The organism is Zavarzinia sp. CC-PAN008, assembly GCF_051903925.1.
Classification (GTDB): Bacteria; Pseudomonadota; Alphaproteobacteria; order Zavarziniales; family Zavarziniaceae.
This window is the reverse complement of sequence record NZ_CP173678.1, coordinates 3484910-3509381: the sequence shown is the minus strand read 5'-3', so window position 1 is coordinate 3509381 and position 24472 is coordinate 3484910. Positions and strand designations below refer to the sequence as shown.

Here is a 24472-nt window from a genome sequence, read left to right as displayed (position 1 = left end):
CCCGAAAACGAAGGGACAGGACCATGGCACCAGCGCGCAAGCGGGCAGACCCCGCCCCAGCCCCGATCACCGGCGACGACGACACGTTCCTGGCGGACGTGCGGCGCTTCCTGGCGCGGGAGCTGACCGCCGACCTGCGCGCTGCCGGGCGCGGCACGATCGGCGTGCATGCCGAGATCGCGGCCAGCCGGGTCTGGTACCACCGCCTGGCCCGCCGCGGCTGGCTGGCGCCAACCTGGCCGGTCGCCTATGGCGGGACGGGCTGGACGGTGCGCCAGCGCTTCCTGTTCGACCGCGAATGCGCGCAGAACGATGCGCCGATCCTGTTCGCGGCCGGCGTACGCAGCATCGGGCCGCTGCTGATCGAACTGGGCGACGCAGGCCAGCGGGCGCGCTACATCCCGGCCATCCTGGCGGGCGACGACCTGTGGTGCCAGGGCTTCTCGGAGCCCGGGGCCGGTTCGGACCTGGCGGCAATCCGCACCCGGGCCGTGCGCGATGGCGCCGACTACGTGCTGGACGGGGCCAAGATCTGGACCACGGGGGCGCAGTACGCCAACCGCATGTTCGCGATTGTCCGCACCGCGACCGCCGCGCGCGCCCAGGAAGGCCTGACCTTCCTGCTGCTGGACATGGCGTCACCCGGGCTGTCCATCCGGCCGATCATCGACATTGCCGGGCATCACGAGTTCAACGAGGTGCGCTTCGAGGGGGTGCGGGTGCCCGTCGCGAACCGCATCGGCGCCGAGGGCGACGGCTGGGCGGTGGCCAAGCGGCTGATGCAGCTGGCGCGCGCCAACAACACGCCGGCCGCCCTGGTGCGCCGGGTGTGGCGGCGGGCGCAGGCGGCGCTGCAGGACCTGGGGCCGCAGGCCGACCCCGCCCTGGGCGCGCGGCTGTCGGCGATGGAGGTCGAGCTGCTGGCGTTCGAGGCCCTTGAGCGCGACGCGCTGCCCGCAGGCCGGCCGGACGTCAGCGCAGCATCGGCGCCGTCCCTGCTGAAGCTTGTCGGCAGCGAACTGCACCAGCGGGTGGCCGAGCTGGCCATGGAGGTGGCAGGCCCCCACGCCGCGGCCGCCTGGATGCCCGGCGTCTGGCCCACGCCCATGCTGGAGCAGGGCGCCCACGCGATGGCGAAGCACCTGTCCGTGCGGGCCGCCACGATCTATTCCGGCACCAGCGAGGTCCAGCGCAACGTCATCGCCCAGACCCTGTTCGGCCGGTTCGGATAGACAGGCTCGAAGACGGACAAGGCAGCGGCAATCAAGACATAAAGATATCTTTATGCTTGCCAGGTCGGGTTGCTGCGGTCAGTATCCGCGGCGCCGAACCACGGAGCCTGTCATGAGTGCAACCAACGACTTTCACGTCGCCGACCTGGGCCTGGCGACCTGGGGCCGCAAGGAACTGGCAATTGCCGAGGGCGAGATGCCCGGCCTGATGGCGCTGCGCCAGGAATTCGGCGACAGCAAGCCGCTGAAGGGCGCACGCATTGCCGGCTCCCTCCACATGACGATCCAGACCGCCGTCCTGATCGAGACGCTGAAGGCGCTGGGCGCCGACATTCGCTGGGCGTCGTGCAACATCTACTCGACGCAGGACCACGCCGCCGCCGCGATCGCGGCCGCCGGCATCCCGGTCTTTGCCTTCAAGGGCGAGTCGCTGAAGGAATACTGGGGCTTCACGCGCAAGATCTTCGAGTGGGCCGATGGCGGCACGCCGAACATGATCCTGGATGACGGCGGCGACGCGACCCTGCTGATCCACCTGGGCCTGCGGGCCGAGAAGGGCGACACCGCCTTCCTCGACGGCGCCACGAACGAGGAGGAGGAAGTCCTCTTCGCCCTGATCAAGCAGATCCTGGCCGAGAGCCCGGGCTGGTTCGCCGAGAACGCGAAGAACATCAAGGGCGTGACCGAGGAGACGACGACCGGCGTGCACCGCCTGTACGACATGGAGCGCAAGGGCGCGCTTCTGTTCCCGGCGATCAACGTCAACGACTCGGTGACCAAGTCCAAGTTCGACAACCTCTATGGCTGCCGCGAGAGCCTGGTCGACGGCATCCGCCGCGCCACCGACGTCATGATGTCGGGCAAGGTCGCGGTCGTGGCCGGCTTTGGCGACGTGGGCAAGGGTTCCGCTGCCAGCCTGCGCAATGCCGGCGCGCGCGTCCTGGTCACCGAGATCGATCCGATCTGCGCGCTGCAGGCGGCGATGGAAGGCTACCAGGTCGTGACGATGGAAGAGGCGGCCCCGCATGCCGACATCTTCGTGACGGCGACCGGCAATATCGACGTCATCACGCTCGACCACATGCGCGAGATGAAGGACCGGGCGATCGTCTGCAACATCGGTCACTTCGACAGCGAGATCCAGATCGGCGCGCTGCGCAACTACACTTGGGACAACGTCAAGCCGCAGGTGGACGAGGTCGTCTTCCCCGACGGCAAGCGCCTGATCGTCCTGGCCGAAGGGCGCCTGGTGAACCTGGGCTGCGCCACCGGTCATCCCAGCTTCGTGATGTCGGCCTCGTTCTCGAACCAGGTCATCGCGCAGATCGAGCTGTGGACCCGCAATTCGAGCTACGCGAAGAAGGTCTACACGCTGCCCAAGCACCTGGACGAGAAGGTGGCGGCGCTGCACCTGAAGAAGCTGGGCGTGAAGCTGACCGCCCTGACCGATGCGCAGGCCAGCTACCTGGGCATCCCGGTCGAAGGGCCGATGAAGCCCGACCATTATCGGTACTAGAGTACGGCAGGCCGCCGCGTCCGGGGATCCTGGGGATTTTCCGGGGGCGGCGGCGCTTGTGCAGGCGGAGTCTGGCACCTAGGATTCCGCCCGCAAATTGATTGGGGTGCCATGGGCAGGGGGCTGCACAGGCGCATGATGGCCGCCGCCGCCAGCGTCCTGCTGGCGTCGGCGGGGCCCGCCCAGGCTGCCGAAGGGATCGACCTGCTGCTTGCGGCGGGAATCCCCACCGGCTTGCTTGCCGTGGGTGCCGTCCTGGCGCTGGTCCAGGGCCGGCGCCTGGTCCAGCGCGCCAACGCCAATGTCCAGGTCGCGGGCCATCTGCGCCGGCTGGTCGAGGATGGGCCGGTTGCCCTGGTCGTCTGGGACCGTCACGGTCAGGAACGGGTGCTGGCCAGCGGCAACGTCCTGGGTACGGACGGGCTGGAGGGCTTTCGCGTCGGCCTGGGCCAGGCCGGTGCCGAGCGCCTGGACGACGCGCTGGGCACCCTGCGCCGCACGCGGCAATCGTTTGATCTAGAGCTTGAGGGCGAGGCGGGACGCCATTTCTCGGCCGCTGGCCGCGCCGGTGTCGACAGTGGCGGCGTGCCGTTCGTGGCGCTCTGGCTCAGCGACCGGACCGCCGCCGCCATCGAGGTCAGTGCCCTGGCGGAATCGAACCGCGCCCTGATGCGCGAACTGGCGCGGCAGAACGCGGCCCTTGACGCGCTGCCGCTGCCCGTCTGGCGGCGGGGCGAGGATCTGTCCGTCGCGTGGGTCAACCGCGCCTTTGCCCATGCCATGGAGATGGCGGAAGGCGGCGGCGTGGCGCCCGGCGCGCAGGTCGAGTTCAGCTCCCAGGCCATGGTGACGCGTGCCCGCGATCTGGCCGCCCAGGCGCGCGGCCAGGGCGCGGCCACCAGCGAGAAGCGTTTCGTCATCGTCGAGGGCCAGCGCCGCGCCTTCGACGTGCGGGAAGTGCCGCTGGCCGAGGGACAGGTCGGCATCGCCATCGACATGACCGCTCTGGAGGAAGCGCGCGCCGACCTGGCCCGGCATATCGAGGCGCATTCGGAAGCGTTGAACTCGCTCACCACCGCGATCTCGATCTTCGGGCCCGACAAGCGCCTGATGTTCCACAACAATGCCTATGCCCGGCTGATGGGGCTGAGCGAGGATTTCCTGGACAGCCACCCCCTCCATGCCGAGGTGGTCGAGGCATTGCGGGAACGCCGCCGCCTGCCCGAGCAGGCGGACTTCCCCGCCTGGAAGCGGCAGCGCCTGAACCTGTACCAGACCCTGATCGAGCCGCAGGAGGACCTGTGGCACCTGTCCGACGGCACGACGCTGCGCATCGTCACGGCGCCGCATCCCCTGGGCGGCCTGATCTTCCTGCACGAGGACGTGACCGACCGCCTGGCGCTGGAACGCTCGGTCAGCACCCTGAGTGCCGTCCAGCGCGAGACGCTGAACAACCTGTACGAGGGCGTCGCCGTGTTCGGCAGCGATGGCCGGCTGAAGCTGTTCAACCCGGCCTATGGCGCGATCTGGAAGCTTGACGCCGGCTTCCTGGACAGTCATCCGCACATCGTCGCCGTGGTCGAGCGCTGCCGCGCGCTGGTGGCCGAGGATGCCGACTGGCCGGAGCGCCGCGCCAGCATGATCGCGACCGTGACCGAGCGGCAGGGCGGCAGCGGCCAGATGGAGCGGCCGGACGGCACCGTGGTCGACTTCGCGGCGGTGCCGCTGTCCGATGGCGACATGCTCATCACCTATATCGACGTCACCGACAGCGTGATGATCGAGCGGGCGCTGCGCGAGCGGAACGAGGCGCTGATGACCGCCGACCGCCTGAAATCGGAGTTCATCTCGAACGTCTCGTACGAGCTGCGGACGCCGCTCAACTCGATCATCGGCTTCACCGAGATCCTGGCGAACGCCTATTTCGGTCCGCTGAACGAGCGGCAGAAGAGCTACACGGCCGACATCCTGGCTTCGTCCCGCACCCTGCTGTCGCTGATCAACGACATCCTGGACCTTGCCGTGATCGAGGCTGGCGCCATGGAGCTGGAGCGCGGGCCGGTGGACGTCGCCGCCATGATGCAGGCGATCGCCCAGCTGATGCTGGAGAGTGCCCGCAAGATGCAGCTGACGCTGGAGGTCGACTGCAGCCCGGACGTGGGCACGATCGAAGGCGATTCCCGGCGGTTGCGCCAGGTCCTGGTCAACCTGGTGTCGAACGCGCTGAAGTTCACGGGCCCCACCGGGCGCATCGTCCTGGGTGCCGACCGCCAGGGCGACTTCGTTCGCCTGTGGGTCGCCGACACCGGCATCGGCATCGACCCGGCCGACCAGAAGCAGGTCTTCGAGCGGTTCGAGACGGGGGGCAATGTCACCTCCGGCGAGCGGCGGCAGGGCGCTGGCCTGGGGCTTGCCCTGGTGCGCAGCTTCGTGGAGCTGCACGGCGGCACGGTCGACCTGGAATCCGAGCCCAATCACGGCACCCGCGTGATCTGCCACCTGCCGGTGGGCGATGTCGTGGCCTGAGGGCTCGGGGGCCTGAGGCCGCGGGCCCGGATTCAGCCGCGACCGGGATCGCTGCCGGCCTGGGGCGCCGAACGGCGCCAGGCGCGGCGTCCCTCCACCGCCTGCCAGGCCAGCAGGGCCGGCACGCCGATCAGGATGTCTCGCGCACGCTTGACCAGCGACAGGGCCAGGGCCGATTGCGGGTCCAGCCCCAGCATGCCGCCCAGCGCAATATAGGCACCCTCCTGCACGCCCAGCGCATTGGGCACAAGGAAGGCCGCACTGCGCACCGCATAGAGCATCGCCTCGATCGCCAGCAGGGCCATGACGGGAATGTCCACACCCATCAGCTGAAGCGCCACCCAGGACTCGAGCGTGGTGCCCAGCCACGCCACCAGGTGCAGCACGGTAGAGGCGGCGATGCGGCCTGGCCGGTGATGGATCTGCCGCAGCGCGGTCATCGCCGCCTCGACATTGCCAAAGGCCTTGAACCAACGGCGTTCGGCATTGGCCAGGCGGCGCCCGATGCCGGCAGCCCCACGCCGCTGGATCTGGATGAAGATGCCGATGGCCAGTGCCATGACCGCCAGGGCGACCAGGGCCGGCACGATCCAGTCCGTGTCCGGCCGCAGCATCTGGAACAGCACCAGGCCGATCATGATGTACAGGATCTGGGCCGCCACCTCGGTCGTCACGTCGACCAGGGTGCTGGCCGCGGCCAGGCCGCCCGGCACCCCGCGCAGGACCAGGGCGCGGGCCCCGGCGACGAAGCCGCCGACCTGCGAGAAGGGCAGGACGTCGGCGACCGCGTCGCGCACCAGGCGGGCCCACACCCCGGTGGCCGGGCGGACCTGGGCCGCATGGGGAAACAGGCACCACCACGCGATGCCCATGACGCCGACCAGCGCCAGGCGGACGGCGGTGACGATCGCCAGCCCCGCCAGCCCCAGCGAGGCGACCACCGCCAGGACGTCGCCCGCGCCGTAGTGGGCCAGCAGCAGCGTTGCCGCGGCAACGCCCAGGATGGCGAACAGGATGGCGGCAAGGCGCATGGCGCGGCGCGGCTCAGGCGTCGGGCAGGTGGGGACGCTTCGCCTTCCACAGGCGCAGTGCCCGCAGGGCATAGCCCGCCAGTCCCGGCAGCAGCGCCGGACGCAGCAGGCCGTCGCCGAACTGGCTCATGCGCCGGGCATTCTCGGAATGGCAGTCCTCCAGGAAGCGCTCGAACGTGAAGCCGTCGAGGAACACGCTGGCCTGGGTGGCGGAGAAGTCCTTGCCGTCGTTCTGGTCCTGGCCCCGGCGCACCGTGCCCAGCAGGCGCTGTCCGGCGCGGCCATAGAACTGCAGGCTGGTCAGCCCGCGCCGCCAGCCCCGCCCGGCCTGCGCTTCCTGCCAGGCCATCCAGTTGATGAAGAAGACGATGTGGCGCGTCTCCTCGTGCATCAGGTTCTCGAAGATGTCGAACATGGCGGGCGGCAGGAATTCCGACTCGCGCGCGATCTTGAACACGCCAAAGCCCAGGAACGCGTCCAGGCACTCGCCATAGCCGAAGTCCATGAACGCGGTCTCGACATCCATGTCGGGCAGTTCGACGGGCTGCTCCTCGACCTCGACGCCATAGCGCTCGATCATCACGCGCAGCAGTTCGGCGTGGCGCGCCTCCTCGACGCCCTGCAGCTGGATCGCGTGGCGCAGTTCGGGATCGGTGACCGTCTCGGCAAAGGCGGCGACGATCATGCCCGCGCGCCGCTCCGTGTGCAGGACCTCCTGCCAGAAGGGCACGGAGCGCAGCCGCGCCAGGGCCGCGTCGTCCAGGTCGGGCCAGGGCAGCTCGGCCGGGACAAAGGTCTGGTGGCTGTCGATGAAGTCCTGGCAGAAGCGATGCTTGTGCTGGGCGGTGCCGATCCGCGGTGCCGCGGCGGCAGCGCCGGCGAAGGTGGGGCTGGCCAGTGTCATGCGGAGACTCCCTCGGCCTTGCGGCCGGGCAGGACGATGCGCGCCAGGCGGGCCAGGCGCGGCACGGTGGTGGGCCGCAGCAGGCGGCTGTCATAGCCGCGGAAGCGGCGATCGTTCTCGGCCAGACAGAGGTCGATCAGGGCACCCGGCTTCAGCTCCACGCCGACGGCGCCGCTGCCGGTCATCGCGAAATTGGCGTCCTGGGCCTCGCCCTTGGTGTCCAGGCCGCGCGCAATGCCGATCCGCTCCCAGATCAGGAAGGCCCAGACGGCCGCGACCTTGGCCGCGAACAGCGGCCGGCGCCACAGGGGCAGGTTGCGCTTGTGCCAGGCGACCCAGTTGGCAAAGAAAAGGATGTGGCGGGCCTCTTCCTGGATGACCGGCTCGAACGTATCGACCAGCTCCTCCGGGAAATAGCCCGACTCCTTGGCCAGCGCGAACAGGCCGAAAGCAAAGAAGCTGTCGATGCACTCGCTGTAGCCGGTGACCAGCCAGGCCCATTCCGGATCGCGCGGGGCGGGGTAGGCGGGTTCCGGCGCCAGCGTGATGCCATAGGCCTCGACCAGCTTGCTCAGCACGACCTTGTGACGCGCCTCCTCGCCCCCGTCCATGTCCAGGGCCTGGCGCAGCAGCGGGTCGCTGACGGTCCCGGCAAAGGTCGCCACGCGGATCGAGGCGCGGCCTTCGGTCTGCACCGCGATGTCCCAGATCGGCAGCGAGGTCAGGCGGTTCAGCGCGTCCGCGTCCAGCCGGGGCCAGTCGATCACGGCCGGCTTGTAGGGATTGTGGGTGTCCAGCAGCATGCGGCAGAACAGGCGCTTGTGCGCGTCGGATCCGGGCCGCACGGGCCCCGGCTCCGCCGCCTGCCAATGCCGCATGGCGTGGTCTGCCGCTGCGACCGCTGTTGCATTCATGACCAGGCCTCCTTCGCGGCGGGGCTGCGCCACAGGCGCGTGAACAGCAGGTCGAGCGCCAGCATCACCACGAGGCTGAGCCCGACCAGGGGAAAGGCCACGCCGAACGCGGCCAGGATGACCAGCAGGCCGACCATCACGCCGCGGCGTTCGGGCAGGGGCGGCACGCCCAGTCGCCCGGCCGGTCGCCGCTTCCACCACATCACGGCGGCGGACACGGCCAGCACGACGATCCCAACGCATACGGCCAGGAAGAAGAGCTGGTTCGCCAGGCCGAATTCCTGGCCCATGTGCACGTTGATGCCCCATTCGACTGCCTGGGCGACCGGACCATAGTCGGCATAGGAGAGGTCGACCAGCGCCTGGCCGCTGTACTGGTCCAGGTGCACGACCCGCTGGCGCGCCAGATCGTCCGGATAGACGGTTGCGGTGAACACCCCATCCGCGTCCTGGGGCAGGGCAACGGCATAGCCGGGGGCAAGGCCCAGCGCCCCGATCCGGGCCAGCACCTGGTCGAGCGACAGCGGGCTGCCGTGCGCCGCGGTCGAGAGCGGAACCGGCGTATTCTGCACGGTCCAGCCCACGGGGTCCGCCACGTCCGCCAGGCCATGGCCGGAATGGAGCACATCATCATAGAGGGCCGCGGGATAGCCCATTGGCGTTCCGCTCAGGGCCGCATTCACCTGGTCGCCCCAGTAGATCGACCAGGGCATGCCCGACAGGGCCAGAAAGGCGATGAAAACGCCGACCACGGCGCCGGTGACGGCGTGCACGTCGCGCCAGAAGACACGCCGGGCGGGTGTGCCGCGCACGCTGAGCACGCCGCCGGACTGGCGTCGCGGCCACCACAGGTAGATGCCCGTCGCCACCAGCATGATCGACCAGCCGCCCACGATCTCGATCACGCCGTTGGCGACCGGGCCAAAGAACGCCAGGCTGTGCACCTGCCGCACCACCCACATGACCGAGCCCCGGTCGGGGATCGTGCCCAGCACCGCGCCGTCATAGGGGTTCAGCAGGACGGACTGGCGGCTGCCGTCGGCGGCCTTCACCAGGACCTCGAAGCTGGCACCCGGTACTGCCGGTGGCACCACCTTCAGCGCCGTCCCCGGATGAGCCGCCAGCGCCCGGCCGACCAGGTCGCCTGCGGCCAGCGGTGCCGTCGCCTGGATCGGTACAGTCTTCAGATCGCGATAGACGAGGCCGTCAATCTCGTCGCGGAACAGGTAGGCGGCCCCCGTGACGGCCAGCAGGATAAGGAAGGGCAGGGCGATCAGGCCGGCATAGAAGTGCCAGCGCCAGACCGCGCGATAGAGGCCGGATGGTGCCGCGCGATCCCGCGCATCCACCCCGGAGGCAGACAGTTCGACCATGGGTCCTGGTTTCCGTTCGGCGGCAGGATTGAGCCGCAACAGATTGAAAAAACGGTGGAAACGGTTTCAGGACACGGTCGGTGGAGCGCGGCTGCGATAGACCCGGGTGACGGAATGGGCGCGCCCGGGCGGGTGGGCCAGCATCTGGGCGTCGGCCCCGCCCAGGGGCAGGACGAGGACTGGCACGTCGGCGGCAACGGCGGCCAGCGCGCACAGCCCGCCCTGGCACAGCAGGCAGGTGTCATGGCCCGCATGGCCACCCTGGCCTCTGCCAGCATCGGCGCCATGGTCGGGGCAGTTCGCCATGGCGACGGCACCACTGTCGGCGGCGGCCATGGCCATGGCAATGGGCGGCGCCAGCAGGAGCTGGGCCGTGAGGGCGAGCGCGAGGAGCCAGGCAAAGAGCCTGGCGCCGCATGCCCGCGTGGCGATCACGTCGCCGGTGCCTCGCCGCCGACCAGCTTGCGCAGCTTGGCGACGCGGGTCTCACGGGGCTCCTGCAGCCCGATGAAGTCGACGAACTTGCCGTTGGCGTCCATCAGGTAGGTGAACGCGGAATGGTCCATCGTGTAGTCGCCGCCCTCGGTCGGGACCTTCTGGTAGAAGGCGCGATAGGCCCGCGCCGCCGCGGCGATCTCGGCCGGTGTCCCGGTCAACCCGGTGACATGCCCCTCGAACGAGGTCAGGTACGACTTCAGGGCCTCCGGCGTGTCGCGCTCGGGATCGACGGTCACCATGACGATCGGCAGGTCGGCTGCGGCCGGGCCGGCTTCCTTTGCCGCTTCCGTCAGCTCGAACAGCGTCGTCGGGCAGACCTCGGGGCAATGGGCAAAGCCGAAGAAGATCGCGAAGGGCTTGCCCGCCAGCGTCGCCTCGGTCACGCGCTGGCCGTCCTGGTTGACCAGGCTGAACGGACCGCCGATGGCAACCGCGCCCCCGGCACCGTCGGACCTGCCGCGCATGTCGACGATGATCAGCGCCGCCGCCACGCCCAGGAGCAGCAGGACGGACATGCCGATGATGATCAGGCGCCGCGTCAGGACGTCAGTCATGGTCGCCCCCCGCCGCCGGCCCACCCATCGGCTCCACCGTGAACTGCACGGTCACGGTTCCGGCCTTCTCGAACGTCAGGCTGCCGTCCAGGTTCTCGCCCAGGGTCAGCGGCCGGCTCAGCTCCAGCAGCATCAAGTGGTAGCCGCCGGGCTGCAACGCCACGCTGCCGCCGGGCGCTACCTCCAGGCCGTCGGGCAGCGGGCGCATCGTCATCTTGCCGGCATCGTCCACCTTCATCTCGTGGATCTCCACCTTGCCGGCGACGGCGACCTGAGCAGACAGCAGGCGGTCCGCGACGGCGCCGCCATTGTGGATCACCAGATAGCCGCCGGCGACGGGGCCAGCAGCGGGCGGCAGGCGGACCCAGGGATGCTCCACGACCAGATCGCCGGCCTTGAATTCATGGGCCAAGGCGGGGGCGGTGAAGACCGGCACGGTGACGGCGGCCAGGGGAATGGCGCCCAGGGCGAGGCGAAGGGCGATGGCAGGGATACGGAACATGGATGCGACTCCCAGGAATGGGGGGCCCGCCGCGACGCCGCGACAGGCCTGACAGGACAGGGAATGGGGACGGGGACCGGTTGCCCGGCGGAACCAGGATCTCAGGCCCGCGCGGGCGGACCCCGTATGCCCTGTGCTCCGGCTTGGCGCAGATCGGGCGCCCGCGCGCTGGCCTGCGGTGCTGGCACAATCCAGCGGGCGGGCGCCCGTCCAACCCGCGGCGGCGGCGTGAACGTCGCCCCCGTTGCCAGGGCGCAGCCCAGCCCGCAGCAGTCGCTGGCGCCCGGCATCTTGGCCGGTGATCGGTCACCGGCGCCATCGCCGACGCAGAGCGACTGCTCAAGCGACGGACCCAGGCCATCGAGCGCCGGCAGGGCGGCTGCCAGGGCGGCACCGCGGCCCATGGCAACACCCATCAGCAGGAGCTGAAGCGCCAGCACGCAGCACAGCAGCGCGGCCGTGACGGGACGGTCGCGGCGCAGGCGAAAGACTGGGAATCGGGCGGTGCCACCCCGTTTCATGGGCGCATCAAAGCACGTTCAACGCCGTGCCGTCTTGCGGCGCGCCGTCGCCGGCCGCGTTTGGCGGGAGCCTTGCACCGCTTTCCGCGTTCCTGTCGGCACATTGGGCCGCGAACCGGCCCCGCCTGCGCAAGGAGCCGCACGCCATGCCCGTCCGAAACGTACTCCCGGCCGCAGGCCGATCCGCCCGGCTGAGGCTGGCCCTGGCCGTGCATCTTGTGCTGGCCGGCGCCGGGCCGGCTTTGGCCCAGGTTCCGGCTGAACCCGCGGCCACGGCGCCCGGCCTGGTCTGCGTGCCGCTGCCCCCGCCGGCCAGCGCCAGCGCGATCGAGGTTCCGGAAACCAAGCCCTGTCCGCTGACGACCCCCACGGCGCAGGGCGAGCCGTGCACCTGCGGCCCGATCGTCGGCAAGGCCGACACTACCCCGGCCGAGCCGCCCGCCCGCTAGGGTATGGCCCTGCACGAGGCCGAGGCCTGCTGTGGATGCGCCGGGATGTGCGGCACAGCACAAGGCATTGCAGCGTGATTCCGATGTGGATTCTCAGCGTGCCGTGCACGCTGGGTACACGCCGGCCAGTGATCGATGCGGGGACGGGAACACGGTACGCCCAGTCCCGTTAGGTTCGCGATCACACTCTCAAGGAGGTGGACCATGACCGCCGACGCCAAGCAGTCCGACGAGGTCGTCCAGGGCAAGGATCCCGAATGGCTGTCCAAATATCCCCGCAAGCCCGCATCGAGCGTGGCCGCCCGGGAGCAGAAGCTGGATGCTGAGCTTCAGGATTCGTTTCCCGCCAGCGACCCGCCCAGCCACACTCCGCCACGCCCGGCGGACAAACCGAAAAGCTGAACTTTGGCCGGCACTTCGCGCCGCCGGCTAAGCAGCTGCGCTAGCCGGCGGCGACCTGGCGGTTGAGCCATTGGTCGAGCAGTGGCAGGCGGGGCGGGCGGTGGGCCAGCTCGGGATAGTCGGCCAGCACCTCCGCGGGCACGCGGATCCCGGCATCGAGCGCGCTGATCACCGCAACCCGGTGCGCCGCGCAATGCGTGGCCAGCCCCGCCTTTGAGTAGCTGCCGCGGAAGTCCAGCGGCGAGGGCCACAGTCCGGCCGCGACGCGAACGATTTCCGCGCCCAGATGCTGCATGCGGTGCTCCGGCACCACCCACAGATTACCGCCGACATAGCCCCCGGCCACGCGCCCGCTGGCGCTGTGATAGGCCAGCACCATGGGCCGTTGGTCCGAGATGGTGGCGATGCTGTAGTCGGCCGCGGCACAGGGCTGGGCGCGGCGGCGATAGACCGGCCCCAAGGATGAGGCCAGGCGCGACACTTCCAGCATGACGCGATCGGCCGGCACCATGCGGCCGCGCCAGGACAGCGGGTGATCGTCGGCCACCACCGGATACCCGCCGATGAAGTCGGTCAGGCGCACCAGGTGCAACGGCCTGCCTGGTGCCTGGGACGATGCGCGGTTCGCCATCGGACCTCCCACAACTGCACAAGCACTTGTGATCCCTGCGGTCGGCCTTTGACGGTTGCTGAAGCTTCCGTTGGGGCTCCGCCCCTAGGATCATAGGTCCAGCAGCGCGACCGAGGCAAACAGGCGATGATCCGGCCATGAACACGAATCTTTCCCGTAGCCGTTCCGTGACCAAGGCCGGCGTCGAAGGCAGCGGCGTGGTCGCGGCCCAGAACCAGGAGGCGGCCGATGTCGGGGCCGCCATCCTGGATGCCGGCGGCAATGCCGTGGACGCCGCCATCGCCACGGCCATGGCGATCGGCGTGCTGGAACCATGGATGAGCGGTATTGGCGGCGGCGGCTTCATGCAGGTGCATCACGCGCCCAGCGGCACCTCGGCCGTGATCGCCTATGGCATGAAGGCCGCAGGCGGCCTCGACCCCGCCGACTATCCCGTGGTGGGGGAGGCGGAAGGCTGGTTCGGCTGGCCGCGGGTCAAGGATGACCGCAATGCCGAGGGACCCTTCTCGATCGCCGTTCCCGGTGCGGTCGCAGGCTTCGCCCATGCGCTGCGCCGCTTCGGCACCATGCCCTGGGCCGACCTGGTCCGGCCGGCGGCACGGCTGGCGGAGCGCGGGCTGCTGCTGGACTGGTATGCCGCGCTGCGCATCCTGGTCGACGCGGCGTCGCTGCGCCGTGACCCCGCCTGTGCCGGGATGTTCCTGCCCGGCGGCCTGCCCGCGGTGCCGGCGGATGCGGGCCTGGCCGCCTATCTGCCCAACCCGGCGCTGGCGCGCAGCCTGGACCGGCTGGCGACCGCGGGGCCGGAGGACTTCTATTCCGGCGAACTGGCCAGCCTGATCGCGGAGGAACTGGGACAGGCGGGCTCCGCCATCACGGCGCGGGACCTCGCCGACTACCAGGCGATCGAGAGCGCGCCGCTGCGCCTGGAGCGCTCCGGGGCGACGCTCCTGGCGCCCGATGGCCTGAACGCGGGGCCGACCATGGCGCGCACCCTGGAGCTCGCGCCGGCGATGAGCGGGCCGCACACGCCGGAAGGGGAGGCACGACTGGCTGCCGCGCTGATGCAGGCCTATGAGGAACGCCTGGCCGGCATGGGCGAGGGGCAGGAGAGCGCGGGCCGCAGGGACGGCCACACCACCCACCTGTCGGTCATCGACCGCGACGGCACCATGGTTTCGCTCACCAACACCCTGCTCAATACCTTTGGCGCGCGGGTGATGCTGCCCCGCAGCGGCATCCTGATGAACGACGGGATGTACTGGTTCGACCCGCGCCCGGGCCGCGCCAATTCGATCGCCCCGGGCCGGCGACCCCTGTCCAACATGTGCCCGATCCTGGCGCTGAAGGATGGGGCGCCCTGGTTCGCGCTGGGCGCCTCTGGCGGGCGCAAGATCATGCCCGCCGTGCTGCAGATCGCCCTGTCGGTCATCGACCATGGCCTGGATTTCGAAGCCGCTTTCCAGCGGCCGCGGTTCGACGCCAGCGGCACGGCGCCCATCCTGGTCGACCGCGCGGCCGATCCCGCCGTCGTCGCGGCGATCCGCGCGGTGGAGGACGTGCGGATGGTCGATCGCCAGCCCTATCCGGGCCTGTTCGCCTGCCCGGTTGGCGTGCTGCGCCGGTCCGATGGCCGCGTCGTCGGCCTGACCGAGCCGTCGCTGCCCTGGCCGGGCGCGACCGCCTCGCAGCGCTGAGCGATCGCGGCATTTGGCGGCGGCAGGGGGCGGCGTGCTAGCGTCGCCCGCGATTCAATCACCAGCACCAGCCAACCAGAACAAGAGGGGAGGAGATCCGATGCGCGTGCCCTTTCGCGACCCGGCCACCGTGTCCGCGGCGACGCGGGCCCAGATGGAGAAGCTGCCGAAGCTCAACATCTTCCGCCAGCTGACCCATACCGAAGTCCTGATGAAGCCGTTCCTGGACCTGGGCACCGCCGCCCTGTTCAAGACGAAGATGGACCCGATCCTGCGCGAGATGGCGATCGTGCGCGTGGGCCACCTGTCCAGGGCGACCTACGAGGTCTACCAGCACGAGCGGATCAGCCGCGACCTGGGGATGGCCGAGGACAAGGTCCAGGGCCTGAAGGTGGGTGCTGGCGATCCCGCCTTCACCCCGCTGGAGGCGCTGGTCCTGCGCTTCACCGACGAGGTCGTCCTCAACGTGAAGGCCAGCGACCAGACCTGGGCCGAACTGGCCCAGCACCTGAGCCATGAGGAGATGGCCGAGTTGGTCATCACCATCGGCTACTACATGGCGGTATCGCGCTTCCTGGAGAATTTCGAGGTGCAGATCGAGGCGGACGGCGCCCCAGGCCCGCAGGTCGTGCGAACGCTGCGGGATGCGGCAAGGGAGGGAGCGTGAGCATGACCGCGTTGCCGCTTGCGGGCCGCTTGGCCCTGGTCACCGGCGCCAGCCGCGGGATCGGCCGTGCGATCGCCCTGGCGCTGGCCGAGGACGGTGCCGACATCGCCGTGAACTACCGGCGGGAAGAAGCCGCCGCCCAGGAGGTGGTCGCCCAGGTCCAGGCCCTGGGGCGCAAGGCCCAGGCCTTTCGCGCCTCGATCGACCACCTGGCCGATGACGAGGCGATGGTGAAGGCGATCGAGGACGCCATGGGCCCGATCAGCATCCTGGTCAACAATGCCGGCATCGCCAGCCGCGGCCGGGCCGTCGCGGATACCGATCCGGAGGAAATGGAGCGCGTGGTGCGGGCGCATGCCTTTGGCCCGCACCATCTGGCGCGCCTGGCCCTTCCCGGCATGCGCACCACGGGCCGCGGCGACATCATCATGATCTCCAGCGTGGCCACCCTGTCGATGGGCGCCAATGGCGCGCCCTACAACATGGGCAAGGCGGCGATGGAGGCGCTGGCCCTGACGCTGGCCAAGGAGGAGCGGCCGCACAACATCCGCGTCAACATCGTGGCACCCGGCCTGGTCGAGACCGACATGGGAACCCGCCTGGCCAAGGCGACGACCGGCGTGAAGGACATCCACGACCTGGATGCCGGCATGCCCTTCGGCCGCGTGTGCCAGCCGCAGGACATTGCCAACGTGGTGCGTTTCCTGGTCTCCCCCGCCTGCGGCTATGTCACGGGGGAGAAGGTGAACGTCCACGGCGGCGGCCAGCGCTTGGCCGTTTAGCTCCCGGAAACGCCGGGCCGCCGGTTGCCCTGCGCGGCCGGCGGTTCAGCGGCTCTTGGGGAGCGCGCGGGGCGGGTCGGGATCCTCGTCGTCGGACCGGCCATGCGGGCTCAGCCTGCCTTCGAACATGCCAAGCGCGGTCACGACGAAGACAGCGAAGCCCAGGACGATCGCCGCCCATTCGATCAGCCCGGCGCCACAGGCGACGCCGATCGCGCCACACGTCCAGATTGTCGCCGCCGTCGTCAGGCCGCGCACGCCGCTCTCGCCCCGGATGATGATGCCGGCCGCCAGGAAGCCCAGCGCCGCCACGACCGCGTCCACCGCGCGGATCGGATCGCCCCGCACCGCGCTGTTGTCGTCGGGCAGCCGGTTGCCCAGTTCCATAGACACCATGGTCATCGCGGCGGACGCGATGCCGATCAGCATGTGCGTGCGCAGGCCCGCCGCCTTGCCGCGCACCTCGCGGTCAATGCCGAGCACGGCACCCGCCAGCATCGCACAACCAATCCTGGTGGCGAACTCAAGCTCTGTAATCATGATGCTGCCAAGCTTAAGGAACCTTCCCCTCTCACCTAGATGCTGCGTAGGCGGATTTGTTCCCGAGATCTTTTCGCTAAAGATGAATCAAGTTTTAGATAAATACTGAAAAGGTTTTGTTCACCTTCTAGTAAGAATTTCTAGGCAATCTTGCGACCGTAGCGCAGGAGTGTCTCGGGTGCGTGCAAGTCGCTGGACCGGCCTGGTGCCGGCCCTGGTTCTGGGTCTGGGCAGCCTGCCCATCCTGGCGGTCGATGGCCTGGTCAGCCGGGCCGATGCCGGGCGCGCCGTCGCCATCGTGCCCGGCCATGACGGGGCGGACGCGCTCGCCCGTCTGGTTGCGGCCGGTGCGTTGCCGGTGGCGCCGGGTGGCACGCGCGGCACCTGGCTGGTCACGGGCGATGCAGCGGCGTTCAGCCGACTGCGCGCCGGTGGCTCGATCCTGCTTGACGAACGACTGATGCAGGGCTGCGGGCAGGCCGGATTGCCCGGGAACTGGCCCAACGAAGGGGATGAATCGTGAGCCTGGTCGATATCGGGACGCCCTTGATGGCGCAGGACGCGCGAGGCCATGGGGCTGCCGCCGCCGTACAGCCGGCCGGGCGCCTGGCCATGCAGCGGCAGGCGGCGGCCCGCCTGCTGGGGGCCATCCTGTGGGTTCATGCGCCGTTGGTGCCGCTGGTCGGCTGGATCAACGGCACGCTGGGCCTGGGGGTCGAGCTGCTGGTCCTGGCTGTGTGCGTCGCGTCGGCGGTCGCGGTCCGCGCCCGGCCCGAGGCCTTCTCCACCCATGCGCTGATCGCGGCGGGCTTTGTCATCGCGGCATCCGCCCTGGTGCTGCGCGCGGCGGGCCCCTGGCAGCTCGACCTGCATATGTACTATTTCGCAGTCTTTGCGATGCTGGCCGCGTTCTGCGACTGGCGCATCGTGCTGCTGGCCGGTGGCCTGACCGCGGTGCACCACCTGGCGCTGAACTTCCTGCTGCCTTATGCGGTGTTTCCGACTGGCGGCTCGCTGCCGCGCGTGCTGCTGCATGCCGTGGTCGTCGTCCTGGAATGCGGTGTCCTGTCCTGGCTGACCATGACGCTGGAGCGGACCCTGAATCAGGCGGACCGGTCAGTGACCGAGGCTGAGCGCACCAGTGCCGCCCTGGCCGCCGCCGCGGCCGAGACGGAGCGCCTGCGCCAGCGTGACCTAGACCTGGCCCGGGAAGCGGCCGAGTCCGAGCGCCGCCTTCAGGTCGAGCAGGCGGCCCAGGCCGACGCCATGCGCAAGGCGGAGGAGGACGCCCGTGCCGCCGCCACGCGTGAGATGGCCGGCAACCTGGAGCGCAGCCTGAGCAGCCTGATCCGTGACCTGGCCCAGTCGGCCGATCATGTGCGCAGCCTGGCCGGCGCCACCCGCGCCAGCGTCGAGCAGGGAACGCGCAGCCTGACCGACAGCCAGGGGGCCGTGCGCTCCGCCACGGACACGGCCGGCCGCGCGGTCGCCGAATCCGGCAACCTGCTCGACACGCTGCGGCCGCTCCAGGCCGAGATCCGCCAGGCGACGAACCTTGCGACCGAATCGGTGGCCGTCGTCGCCCGCAGCAACCACGAGGTGACCCGCATGCAGGCGGGCGCCGCGCGCATCGGCCAGATCGTGCATGCGATCACCGAGATCGCGGAGCGCACGAACCTGCTGGCGCTCAACGCCACGATCGAGGCGGCGCGCGCCGGCGAAGCGGGCAAGGGATTCGCGATCGTGGCGGGAGAGGTCAAGAACCTGGCCGCCCAGACCGCCCGCGCGACCGAGGAAATCGGGGCGGAGGCGCAGGCCATCACCGAGACGGTCGAGCGCACCGTGACCGTGATGGCCGAGGTCAGCCGCACGGTGCAGTCGCTGGACACGTCGGCCCAGCGGATCGGCGCCACCATGGCCTCGCAGGAACAGGTTTCGGAGCGGATCGCCGGCGAGACCCGGCGCGTCGCCGACATGAACACCTCCGCCGCGGTCAATATCGGCCGCGCGGCCGACGGGGGCTTGGCCGCGGTCGATTCGGCCGCCGCCCTGGACCAGGCGGCGGAGGCCCTGGTCACCGATGCCGAGGCCCTGCGGACCGAGGTCGCGACCTTCCTGGCCAAGCTGCGGGCCTAGTTTCGCCCGCTTCGCTCACCCGATGTCGAGGCCGAGGTCGAGGATCGGCGCGCTGTGGGTGATCCAGCCGCACGAGATCAGGTCGACGCCGCTGGCGGCGATGGCGCCCGCCGTGGCGGCCGTGACGCGGCCCGAGGCTTCGGTAACGGCGCGGCCGGCGACGATGGCGACCGCGTCCTTCAGCTGGGCCGGGGTCATGTTGTCGAGCAGGACGACGTCGACGCCGGCGGCCAGCGCCTCGTGCAGCTGGTCCAGGGTGTCGACCTCGCACTCCACCTTCACCATGTGGCCGACATGGGCGCGAGCGCGGGCGACCGCCGCCGTGATGCTGCCGGCGGCGGCGATATGGTTGTCCTTGATCAGGACCGCGTCATCCAGGCCGAAGCGGTGATTGTCGCCCCCACCGGCGCGGACCGCGCGCTTTTCCAGCGCGCGCAGCCCGGGGGTCGTCTTGCGCGTGTCGATGATGCGGGCCTTGTGCGGCTGGACCGCCTGCACCAGGTTGGCGGTCGCCGTGGCGACCCCAGAGAGGTGGCACAGCAGGTTCAGCGCCACCCGTTCCGCCGACAGGATCGCCCTTGCATTGCCCTGCACGCGCAGGACGACGTCGCCGGGCGAAACCGCGCTGCCGTCGGGTCGTTCGACCACCACCGAAATCCCGGGCTGCATCAGGTCAAAGGCGATCACGGCGCAGTCGGTGCCGGCGATCACGCCCGGCTGGCGCGTCGCGATGACGGCGCTCAGCGTGGCATCGGCGGCGATCACGGACTCGGTCGTGACGTCGCCGGCGCGGCCCAGGTCTTCAAGGAGCGCGGCGCGCACGATCGGCTCCACCATCAGGCGGGGCAGGGGAGTCAGGGGCATGAGAACGGGCTCGTCGTGACGGCCGGCCCTGCGGACCGGCCGTTGCAGGGGATCAGGCGAAGGCGGTGGCGCGTGCCGGCATGTTCGACAGGGCGTGGGCGCGGTCCAGGACCTGATGCAGCAGCAGGTCGCTGTGGCACGCTTCGGCCGCGACCTGGGGATGATCGCGCCGGCACTGGGCACCCCGGCTTTCCTGCCGATCCAGGGCACCGACCAGGATCATCAGGGCGACCCGCGCCCGGTCGCCCAGGACGCCAGTCCCCTGGGCCAGCGGCGCCACGCGGAGAATGGCCTGGGTCAGGCCATCGGCGTCACGGATGACACCGGCCGCCTGTTCCAGGTCATGGCGCAGCGCGTGGATGGCCGCGGCATCGACCGGGCCTGCGTCCGCGACCGTGGCGCATTCAACGGGCCTGGGCGCGCGCAGGGCCGCCTGGCCGGCAATATCCTCAGCGATCCAGCGGGCGAAGGCCGCGCCTTCCAGGAGCGAGTTGCTGGCCAGCCGGTTGGCGCCGTGCAGGCCGGTCGCCGAGACCTCGCCACAGGCCCAGAGCCCCGGCAGCGTGGAGCGTCCGCGGGCGTCGACCTTGATCCCGCCCATGTGGTAGTGCGCGGCGGGGCGGATCGGGATGGGCTGGGTGACGGGGTCGATGCCCGCTTCCCGGCACAACGCGGCGACGCTGGGGAAGCGGCGCGGCAGGTCGGCGCCCAGGCACGCCCGCGTATCCAGGAACACCTTGGAACCGGACACCAGCTCCGCCCAGACGGCGCGCGCCACCACGTCGCGCGGCGACAGTTCGGCGGCCGGCAGGTCGGCCATGAAGCGCTCGCCTCGGTCGTTGACCAGGATGGCGCCCTCGCCCCGCAGGGCCTCGGTCGCCAGGGGCATCGGATCGCGGCCCGCGGCGATGGCCGTGGGATGGAACTGCACGAACTCGACGTCGCGGATCGTGGCCCCGGCGCGCGCGGCGATGGCCAGGCCCGCACCGGCGGCCCCCAGCGGGTTGGTGGTGTGGGCATAAAGGCCACCCACGCCACCGGTCGCCAGGATCACTGCCCGCGTCGCCAGGGTCAGGGGGGCGCCGTCGCGCACCGCGACCAGGCCGCACACGCCCAGGTCGTCCTGCAGCAGGTCGGTCAGGGCCGCACCCTCGATCACCTCGATCCGCTCATTGGCACGAACCGCCTTGACCAGCGCCACAAGCAGCCCGAAGCCCGTGGCATCGCCCCCGACATGGACGATGCGCCGCCGGCTGTGCGCCGCCTCCAGCCCCAGGCTCAAGGATCCGTCGCCATGCCGGTCGAAGGGCACGCCCCAGCGGGCCAGGTCGTCAATCACGCCGGGTGCCGCTTCCGCGACGGCCAGTGCAATGGCGGCATCGGTCAGGCCGGCGCCCGCGGCCATCGTATCCGCCGCGTGCAGCGACGGCGCGTCGTCGGCGGCCATCGCCGCCGCGATCCCGCCCTGGGCCCAGGCGGTCGCGGCCCCGTCAGGCCCCAGGGAGCCGCGCGACAGCACCACCACCTCCCCAAAGCGGGCGAGGTGCAGCGCGGTCGCAAGGCCCGCAATGCCACAGCCGACGACAACCGGTCGCAACCGGTGGGGAACTGCAGCACGTACCGGGATGAAGCCCGTGACCGCGTTCATGGCATAGACCTTTGGCTGTAGGGCCTGAGTGACTGGGCGAACTACTGACTGGGCGTGCTGTGTGCCTGCGCTACTTGCCGGCGGCCAGCATGCGGTCGATCGACCCGCGTGCCCGTGCCGCCAGGGTGGGCTCGATCTCCACGACATGGGTCATGGTCTCAAGCGCGCGGCGGATGCCGGCCAGCGAGATGCGCTTCATGTGCGGGCACAGGTTGCAGGGCCGCACGAACTCCACGTTCGGGTTCTCGGCCGCGATGTTGTCCGCCATGGAGCATTCGGTCATCAGCACGACCTTGGCCGGCTGTTCCCGCTGGACATAGGCCGACATCAGCGCGGTCGACCCGGTATAGTCCGCCGCCTCGATCACGTCGGGCGGGCATTCGGGATGGGCCAGCACGACTAGGCCAGGATGACTGTCGCGCAGCATGGCGATGTCACTGGGCGTGAAGCGCTCATGCACCTCGCAATGGCCGTGCCAGGCGATGATCTCGATCTCCGGGCACTGGGTCGCGACCCACTTCGCCAGGTACTCGTCGGGCAGCATGATGACGCGCGGCGCGTTCAGGCTGCGCACGATCTGGACCGCGTTGCCGGAGGTGCAGCAGATGTCGACCTCGGCCTTCACCTCGGCCGTGGTGTTGACATAGGCGACGATCGGCACGCCCGGATAGCGCTCGCGCAGCAGGCGCACGTCCGCGCCCGTGATCGACTCGGCCAGCGAACAGCCCGCCTCCGGATCGGCGATCAGCACGGTCTTCTCCGGGTTCAGCAGCTTGACCGTCTCGGCCATGAAGTGCACGCCGCACATCACGATCACGTCCGCGTCCTTGGCCGCCGCCTGCGCGTCGCGGGCCAGGGCCAGGCTGTCGCCCACGAGGTCCGAGACGCCGTGATAGATCTCGGGCGTCTGGTAGTTGTGGGCCAGGACCACCGCGCGGCGCTCGACCTTCAGCCGTTCGATCGCCGCGATGTCGTCGGCAAAGACCGGCCATTCGAATTCCGGCACCTTGGCCTCGACCCGCTTCAGGCGCTCGATGGTGCTCAGGGCCACGACAGGCGCCTCCACGAACGGGGTGGCGGCCGGTGCACGGTCGAGAAGGGGGCCCAGGCTGGACATGGGGCGATTCCTTATTCTCGTTATGAGTATAACCAGGCACAAAGAAGAGGCCGCCTGTGCGGCTTCCCTCTTATACTGGGGATGAGTATAAGCCAGTCAAGGGGATTTTATGACGTTTTCGCGGCACGTTGCGCCGGCTTCCCGCGACGGCGCGAAGGTGCCATGCGCACGTCCGCCACTAAGCCCTTGGCGTAGCACGCCGCCCATGCGGCAATGGACATGCGCCGCAGCCGGAGGACCCGATGACCGCAGCCCACGACGCCCGGACCGTCGCCACCGCCCTGTCCGGCTATCACCTGATGGCGGACCCGTTGCTGAACAAGGGGACCGCCTTTACCGAGGCAGAGCGCGATGCCTTCGACCTGCATGGCCTGCTGCCGCCCAATATCGGCACGCTGGACGAGCAGGTGGCGCGGCGGCTCCAGGCGCTGCGCGGGTTCAGCGAGCCGCTGGAGCGCTATGCCTTCCTGCGTGAACTCCAGGACACGAACGAGACGGTGTTCTTCGCGCTCCTGGTCCAGAACATCGAGGAACTGCTGCCCATCGTCTACACGCCCACCGTCGGTGACGGCTGCCAGCAGTTCAGCCGCCTGTTCCGCAAGCCGCGCGGCCTGTTCCTCAGCCCACCACACCAGGCACGCATCGACCAGATCCTGGCCAATCCGCGATTCGATCGGGTCGAGGCCATCGTCGTGACCGATGGCGAGCGCATCCTTGGGCTCGGAGACCAGGGGGCAGGGGGCATGGGGATCCCGATCGGCAAGCTGGCGCTCTATACCGCCTGCGGCGGGCTCGACCCGGCGACGACGCTGCCCGTGATCCTGGACGTCGGTACCGACAATCCCGACCGCCTGGCCGATCCGCTTTATGTCGGCTGGCGCCACGAGCGCGTTCGCGGCCAGGCCTATGACGATTTCGTCGAGGCATTCGTGAGCGCGGTCAGCCGGCGCTGGCCGCATGTCCTGCTGCAATGGGAGGATTTCGCCAAGAACAACGCGACCCGCCTGCTGGAGCGGTATCGCGACCGCCTCTGCACCTTCAACGACGATGTCCAGGGCACGGCGGCGGTGGCGACGGGCACGCTGCTGTCCGCGATCAACGTGACCGGGGTGCCGCTCAAAGACCAGCGGATCGCAGTGCTGGGCGCGGGCTCCGCCGGCTGTGGCATAGCCGGCCTGATCCAGCGGGCGCTGGTCGAGGCAGGGCTGAGCCAGGCCGAGGCGGCGCGGCGCTTCTACCTGGTCGACCGGCCCGGACTGCTGGTCCAGGGCATGAACGACATCGCACCCTTTCAGGAGCCCTTCCTGCAGCCGCGCGCCGTGGCCGCCGCCTGGACCCTGGACCAGCCGGACAAGGTCGCGCTGCTCGACGTGGTGCGCAATGCAGCGCCCACGGTGCTGATCGGCGTCTCTGGCCAGCCCGGGGCCTTCTCGCAGGCCGTCGTGCGGGAGATGGCGGCCCGCCATGCGCGTCCCGTGATCTTCCCCCTGTCCAATCCGACGTCCCGCGCGGAGGCGACCCCGCAGGATGTGGCGGCATGGAGCGACGGCCGGGCCGTGATCGGCACAGGCAGCCCGTTCCCGCCGCTGGAGCGCGCCGGCGGCCGCTTCAAGGTCGACCAGACCAACAATTCCTACATTTTCCCCGGCGTCGGCCTGGGGGCGCTGGCTGTCCAGGCCAGGCGGATCACGGACGGCATGATGATGGAAGCGGCCAAGGCGCTGGCCCAGGCCTCCCCCGCACGGGGCGATCCCACGGCCAACCTCCTGCCGCCCGTCTCGGACCTCCGCGCCGTGGCCGTGACCGTGGCCCGGGCCGTGGCGCTTCAGGCAATTCGCGAGGGGCAGGCGGCCGACTTGCCGGCGGCGGTCGTCGAGACGGCGATCGCCGCGCGCATGTGGACACCCGCCTATCGCCCCTATGCGCGCATTCCGGACCCGCTGCTGCTGGGCCAGTAGGCCGTGCCGG

General features: G+C 70.1%; 24 protein-coding genes. 11 read left to right on the top strand and 13 right to left on the bottom strand.

Annotated elements, in window-relative coordinates:
* Nucleotides 1-23: 23 nt before the first annotated feature.
* The 3 genes from ACI6GS_RS16490 to ACI6GS_RS16480 all read left to right on the top strand — a co-directional run bounded on the left by ACI6GS_RS16490 (nucleotide 24) and on the right by ACI6GS_RS16480 (nucleotide 5274).
* Nucleotides 24-1232, top strand: a complete 1209-nt coding sequence (locus ACI6GS_RS16490) for an acyl-CoA dehydrogenase family protein (protein ID WP_439814545.1) — start codon at nucleotides 24-26, stop codon at nucleotides 1230-1232.
* Between the two features lie 112 nt (nucleotides 1233-1344).
* Nucleotides 1345-2748, top strand: coding sequence for an adenosylhomocysteinase (ahcY, locus tag ACI6GS_RS16485; protein ID WP_439814544.1), 1404 nt, complete (start codon nucleotides 1345-1347; stop codon nucleotides 2746-2748).
* A 135-nt stretch (nucleotides 2749-2883) separates the two neighbouring features.
* Nucleotides 2884-5274 (top strand): ATP-binding protein, encoded by a 2391-nt coding sequence (locus ACI6GS_RS16480; RefSeq protein WP_439814543.1) that lies wholly within the window; start codon nucleotides 2884-2886, stop codon nucleotides 5272-5274.
* A 32-nt stretch (nucleotides 5275-5306) separates the two neighbouring features.
* Here the strand turns inward: ACI6GS_RS16480 and ACI6GS_RS16475 are convergent, their stop codons facing one another.
* The 8 genes from ACI6GS_RS16475 to ACI6GS_RS16440 form a co-directional block, all read right to left on the bottom strand.
* Nucleotides 5307-6305: a lysylphosphatidylglycerol synthase domain-containing protein gene (locus tag ACI6GS_RS16475; protein ID WP_439814542.1), complete on the bottom strand. Its 999-nt coding sequence runs from the start codon at nucleotides 6303-6305 to the stop codon at nucleotides 5307-5309.
* Between the two features lie 13 nt (nucleotides 6306-6318).
* The gene (locus tag ACI6GS_RS16470) at nucleotides 6319-7209 is read right to left on the bottom strand and encodes a ferritin-like domain-containing protein (RefSeq protein WP_439814541.1); all 891 of its coding nucleotides are present in this window, start codon (nucleotides 7207-7209) and stop codon (nucleotides 6319-6321) included.
* Nucleotides 7206-8123 (bottom strand): hypothetical protein, encoded by a 918-nt coding sequence (locus ACI6GS_RS16465; RefSeq protein ID WP_439814540.1) that lies wholly within the window; start codon nucleotides 8121-8123, stop codon nucleotides 7206-7208. Before ACI6GS_RS16465 ends, ACI6GS_RS16470 begins: the two co-directional genes overlap by 4 nt.
* Nucleotides 8120-9496, bottom strand: coding sequence for a PepSY-associated TM helix domain-containing protein (locus tag ACI6GS_RS16460; RefSeq protein WP_439814539.1), 1377 nt, complete (start codon nucleotides 9494-9496; stop codon nucleotides 8120-8122). The genes ACI6GS_RS16465 and ACI6GS_RS16460 overlap by 4 nt, the downstream gene beginning before the upstream one ends.
* Before the next feature lie 66 nt (nucleotides 9497-9562).
* The gene (locus tag ACI6GS_RS16455; RefSeq protein ID WP_439814538.1) at nucleotides 9563-9931 is read right to left on the bottom strand and encodes a DUF2946 family protein; all 369 of its coding nucleotides are present in this window, start codon (nucleotides 9929-9931) and stop codon (nucleotides 9563-9565) included.
* Nucleotides 9928-10548 (bottom strand): SCO family protein, encoded by a 621-nt coding sequence (locus ACI6GS_RS16450; protein ID WP_439814537.1) that lies wholly within the window; start codon nucleotides 10546-10548, stop codon nucleotides 9928-9930. Before ACI6GS_RS16450 ends, ACI6GS_RS16455 begins: the two co-directional genes overlap by 4 nt.
* Complete coding sequence (locus ACI6GS_RS16445; RefSeq protein WP_439814536.1) at nucleotides 10541-11050, bottom strand: copper chaperone PCu(A)C; 510 nt, start codon at nucleotides 11048-11050, stop codon at nucleotides 10541-10543. The genes ACI6GS_RS16450 and ACI6GS_RS16445 overlap by 8 nt, the downstream gene beginning before the upstream one ends.
* Nucleotides 11051-11151: 101 nt before the next feature.
* Nucleotides 11152-11571 (bottom strand): hypothetical protein, encoded by a 420-nt coding sequence (locus ACI6GS_RS16440; protein WP_439814535.1) that lies wholly within the window; start codon nucleotides 11569-11571, stop codon nucleotides 11152-11154.
* 146 nt (nucleotides 11572-11717) lie between these two features.
* On the opposite strand from ACI6GS_RS16440, the gene ACI6GS_RS16435 reads away from it, so the two are divergent.
* Both ACI6GS_RS16435 and ACI6GS_RS16430 read left to right on the top strand, forming a co-directional pair.
* Nucleotides 11718-12020, top strand: a complete 303-nt coding sequence (locus ACI6GS_RS16435) for a hypothetical protein (protein ID WP_439814534.1) — start codon at nucleotides 11718-11720, stop codon at nucleotides 12018-12020.
* 204 nt (nucleotides 12021-12224) lie between these two features.
* A complete protein-coding gene (locus ACI6GS_RS16430) occupies nucleotides 12225-12422 on the top strand; it encodes a hypothetical protein (RefSeq protein ID WP_439814533.1) in 198 nt (65 codons plus the stop codon).
* Nucleotides 12423-12462: 40 nt separating this feature from the next.
* Here ACI6GS_RS16430 and ACI6GS_RS16425 read toward each other — a convergent pair whose 3' ends face one another.
* Nucleotides 12463-13053: a hypothetical protein gene (locus tag ACI6GS_RS16425; protein WP_439814532.1), complete on the bottom strand. Its 591-nt coding sequence runs from the start codon at nucleotides 13051-13053 to the stop codon at nucleotides 12463-12465.
* 137 nt (nucleotides 13054-13190) lie between these two features.
* Here ACI6GS_RS16425 and ACI6GS_RS16420 point away from each other — a divergent pair, with 137 nt between their 5' ends.
* From ACI6GS_RS16420 to ACI6GS_RS16410, 3 genes are all read left to right on the top strand, one after another.
* Nucleotides 13191-14750: a gamma-glutamyltransferase family protein gene (locus tag ACI6GS_RS16420; protein ID WP_439814531.1), complete on the top strand. Its 1560-nt coding sequence runs from the start codon at nucleotides 13191-13193 to the stop codon at nucleotides 14748-14750.
* Nucleotides 14751-14850: 100 nt separating this feature from the next.
* The gene (locus ACI6GS_RS16415) at nucleotides 14851-15417 is read left to right on the top strand and encodes a carboxymuconolactone decarboxylase family protein (RefSeq protein ID WP_439814530.1); all 567 of its coding nucleotides are present in this window, start codon (nucleotides 14851-14853) and stop codon (nucleotides 15415-15417) included.
* Between the two features lie 2 nt (nucleotides 15418-15419).
* Nucleotides 15420-16199, top strand: coding sequence for an SDR family NAD(P)-dependent oxidoreductase (locus ACI6GS_RS16410; protein WP_439814529.1), 780 nt, complete (start codon nucleotides 15420-15422; stop codon nucleotides 16197-16199).
* 45 nt (nucleotides 16200-16244) lie between these two features.
* Here ACI6GS_RS16410 and ACI6GS_RS16405 read toward each other — a convergent pair whose 3' ends face one another.
* Complete coding sequence (locus tag ACI6GS_RS16405) at nucleotides 16245-16697, bottom strand: MgtC/SapB family protein (protein WP_439814528.1); 453 nt, start codon at nucleotides 16695-16697, stop codon at nucleotides 16245-16247.
* A 220-nt stretch (nucleotides 16698-16917) separates the two neighbouring features.
* Here ACI6GS_RS16405 and ACI6GS_RS16400 point away from each other — a divergent pair, with 220 nt between their 5' ends.
* Nucleotides 16918-17262 (top strand): hypothetical protein, encoded by a 345-nt coding sequence (locus tag ACI6GS_RS16400; RefSeq protein WP_439814527.1) that lies wholly within the window; start codon nucleotides 16918-16920, stop codon nucleotides 17260-17262.
* Nucleotides 17259-18875 carry a methyl-accepting chemotaxis protein gene (locus ACI6GS_RS16395; protein WP_439814526.1) on the top strand — a complete coding sequence of 539 codons (1617 nt, stop codon included), beginning with the start codon at nucleotides 17259-17261 and terminating at the stop codon, nucleotides 18873-18875. The genes ACI6GS_RS16400 and ACI6GS_RS16395 overlap by 4 nt, the downstream gene beginning before the upstream one ends.
* Nucleotides 18876-18890: 15 nt before the next feature.
* On the opposite strand, the gene nadC is transcribed toward ACI6GS_RS16395, so the two are convergent.
* From nadC to nadA, 3 genes are all read right to left on the bottom strand, one after another.
* Nucleotides 18891-19739 carry a carboxylating nicotinate-nucleotide diphosphorylase gene (gene nadC / locus ACI6GS_RS16390; RefSeq protein ID WP_439814525.1) on the bottom strand — a complete coding sequence of 283 codons (849 nt, stop codon included), beginning with the start codon at nucleotides 19737-19739 and terminating at the stop codon, nucleotides 18891-18893.
* Between the two features lie 52 nt (nucleotides 19740-19791).
* The gene (locus tag ACI6GS_RS16385) at nucleotides 19792-21387 is read right to left on the bottom strand and encodes an L-aspartate oxidase (RefSeq protein ID WP_439814524.1); all 1596 of its coding nucleotides are present in this window, start codon (nucleotides 21385-21387) and stop codon (nucleotides 19792-19794) included.
* 70 nt (nucleotides 21388-21457) lie between these two features.
* Complete coding sequence (nadA, locus tag ACI6GS_RS16380; protein ID WP_439814523.1) at nucleotides 21458-22504, bottom strand: quinolinate synthase NadA; 1047 nt, start codon at nucleotides 22502-22504, stop codon at nucleotides 21458-21460.
* Between the two features lie 242 nt (nucleotides 22505-22746).
* On the opposite strand from nadA, the gene ACI6GS_RS16375 reads away from it, so the two are divergent.
* The gene (locus ACI6GS_RS16375; protein ID WP_439814522.1) at nucleotides 22747-24462 is read left to right on the top strand and encodes an NAD-dependent malic enzyme; all 1716 of its coding nucleotides are present in this window, start codon (nucleotides 22747-22749) and stop codon (nucleotides 24460-24462) included.
* Nucleotides 24463-24472: the final 10 nt, after the last annotated feature.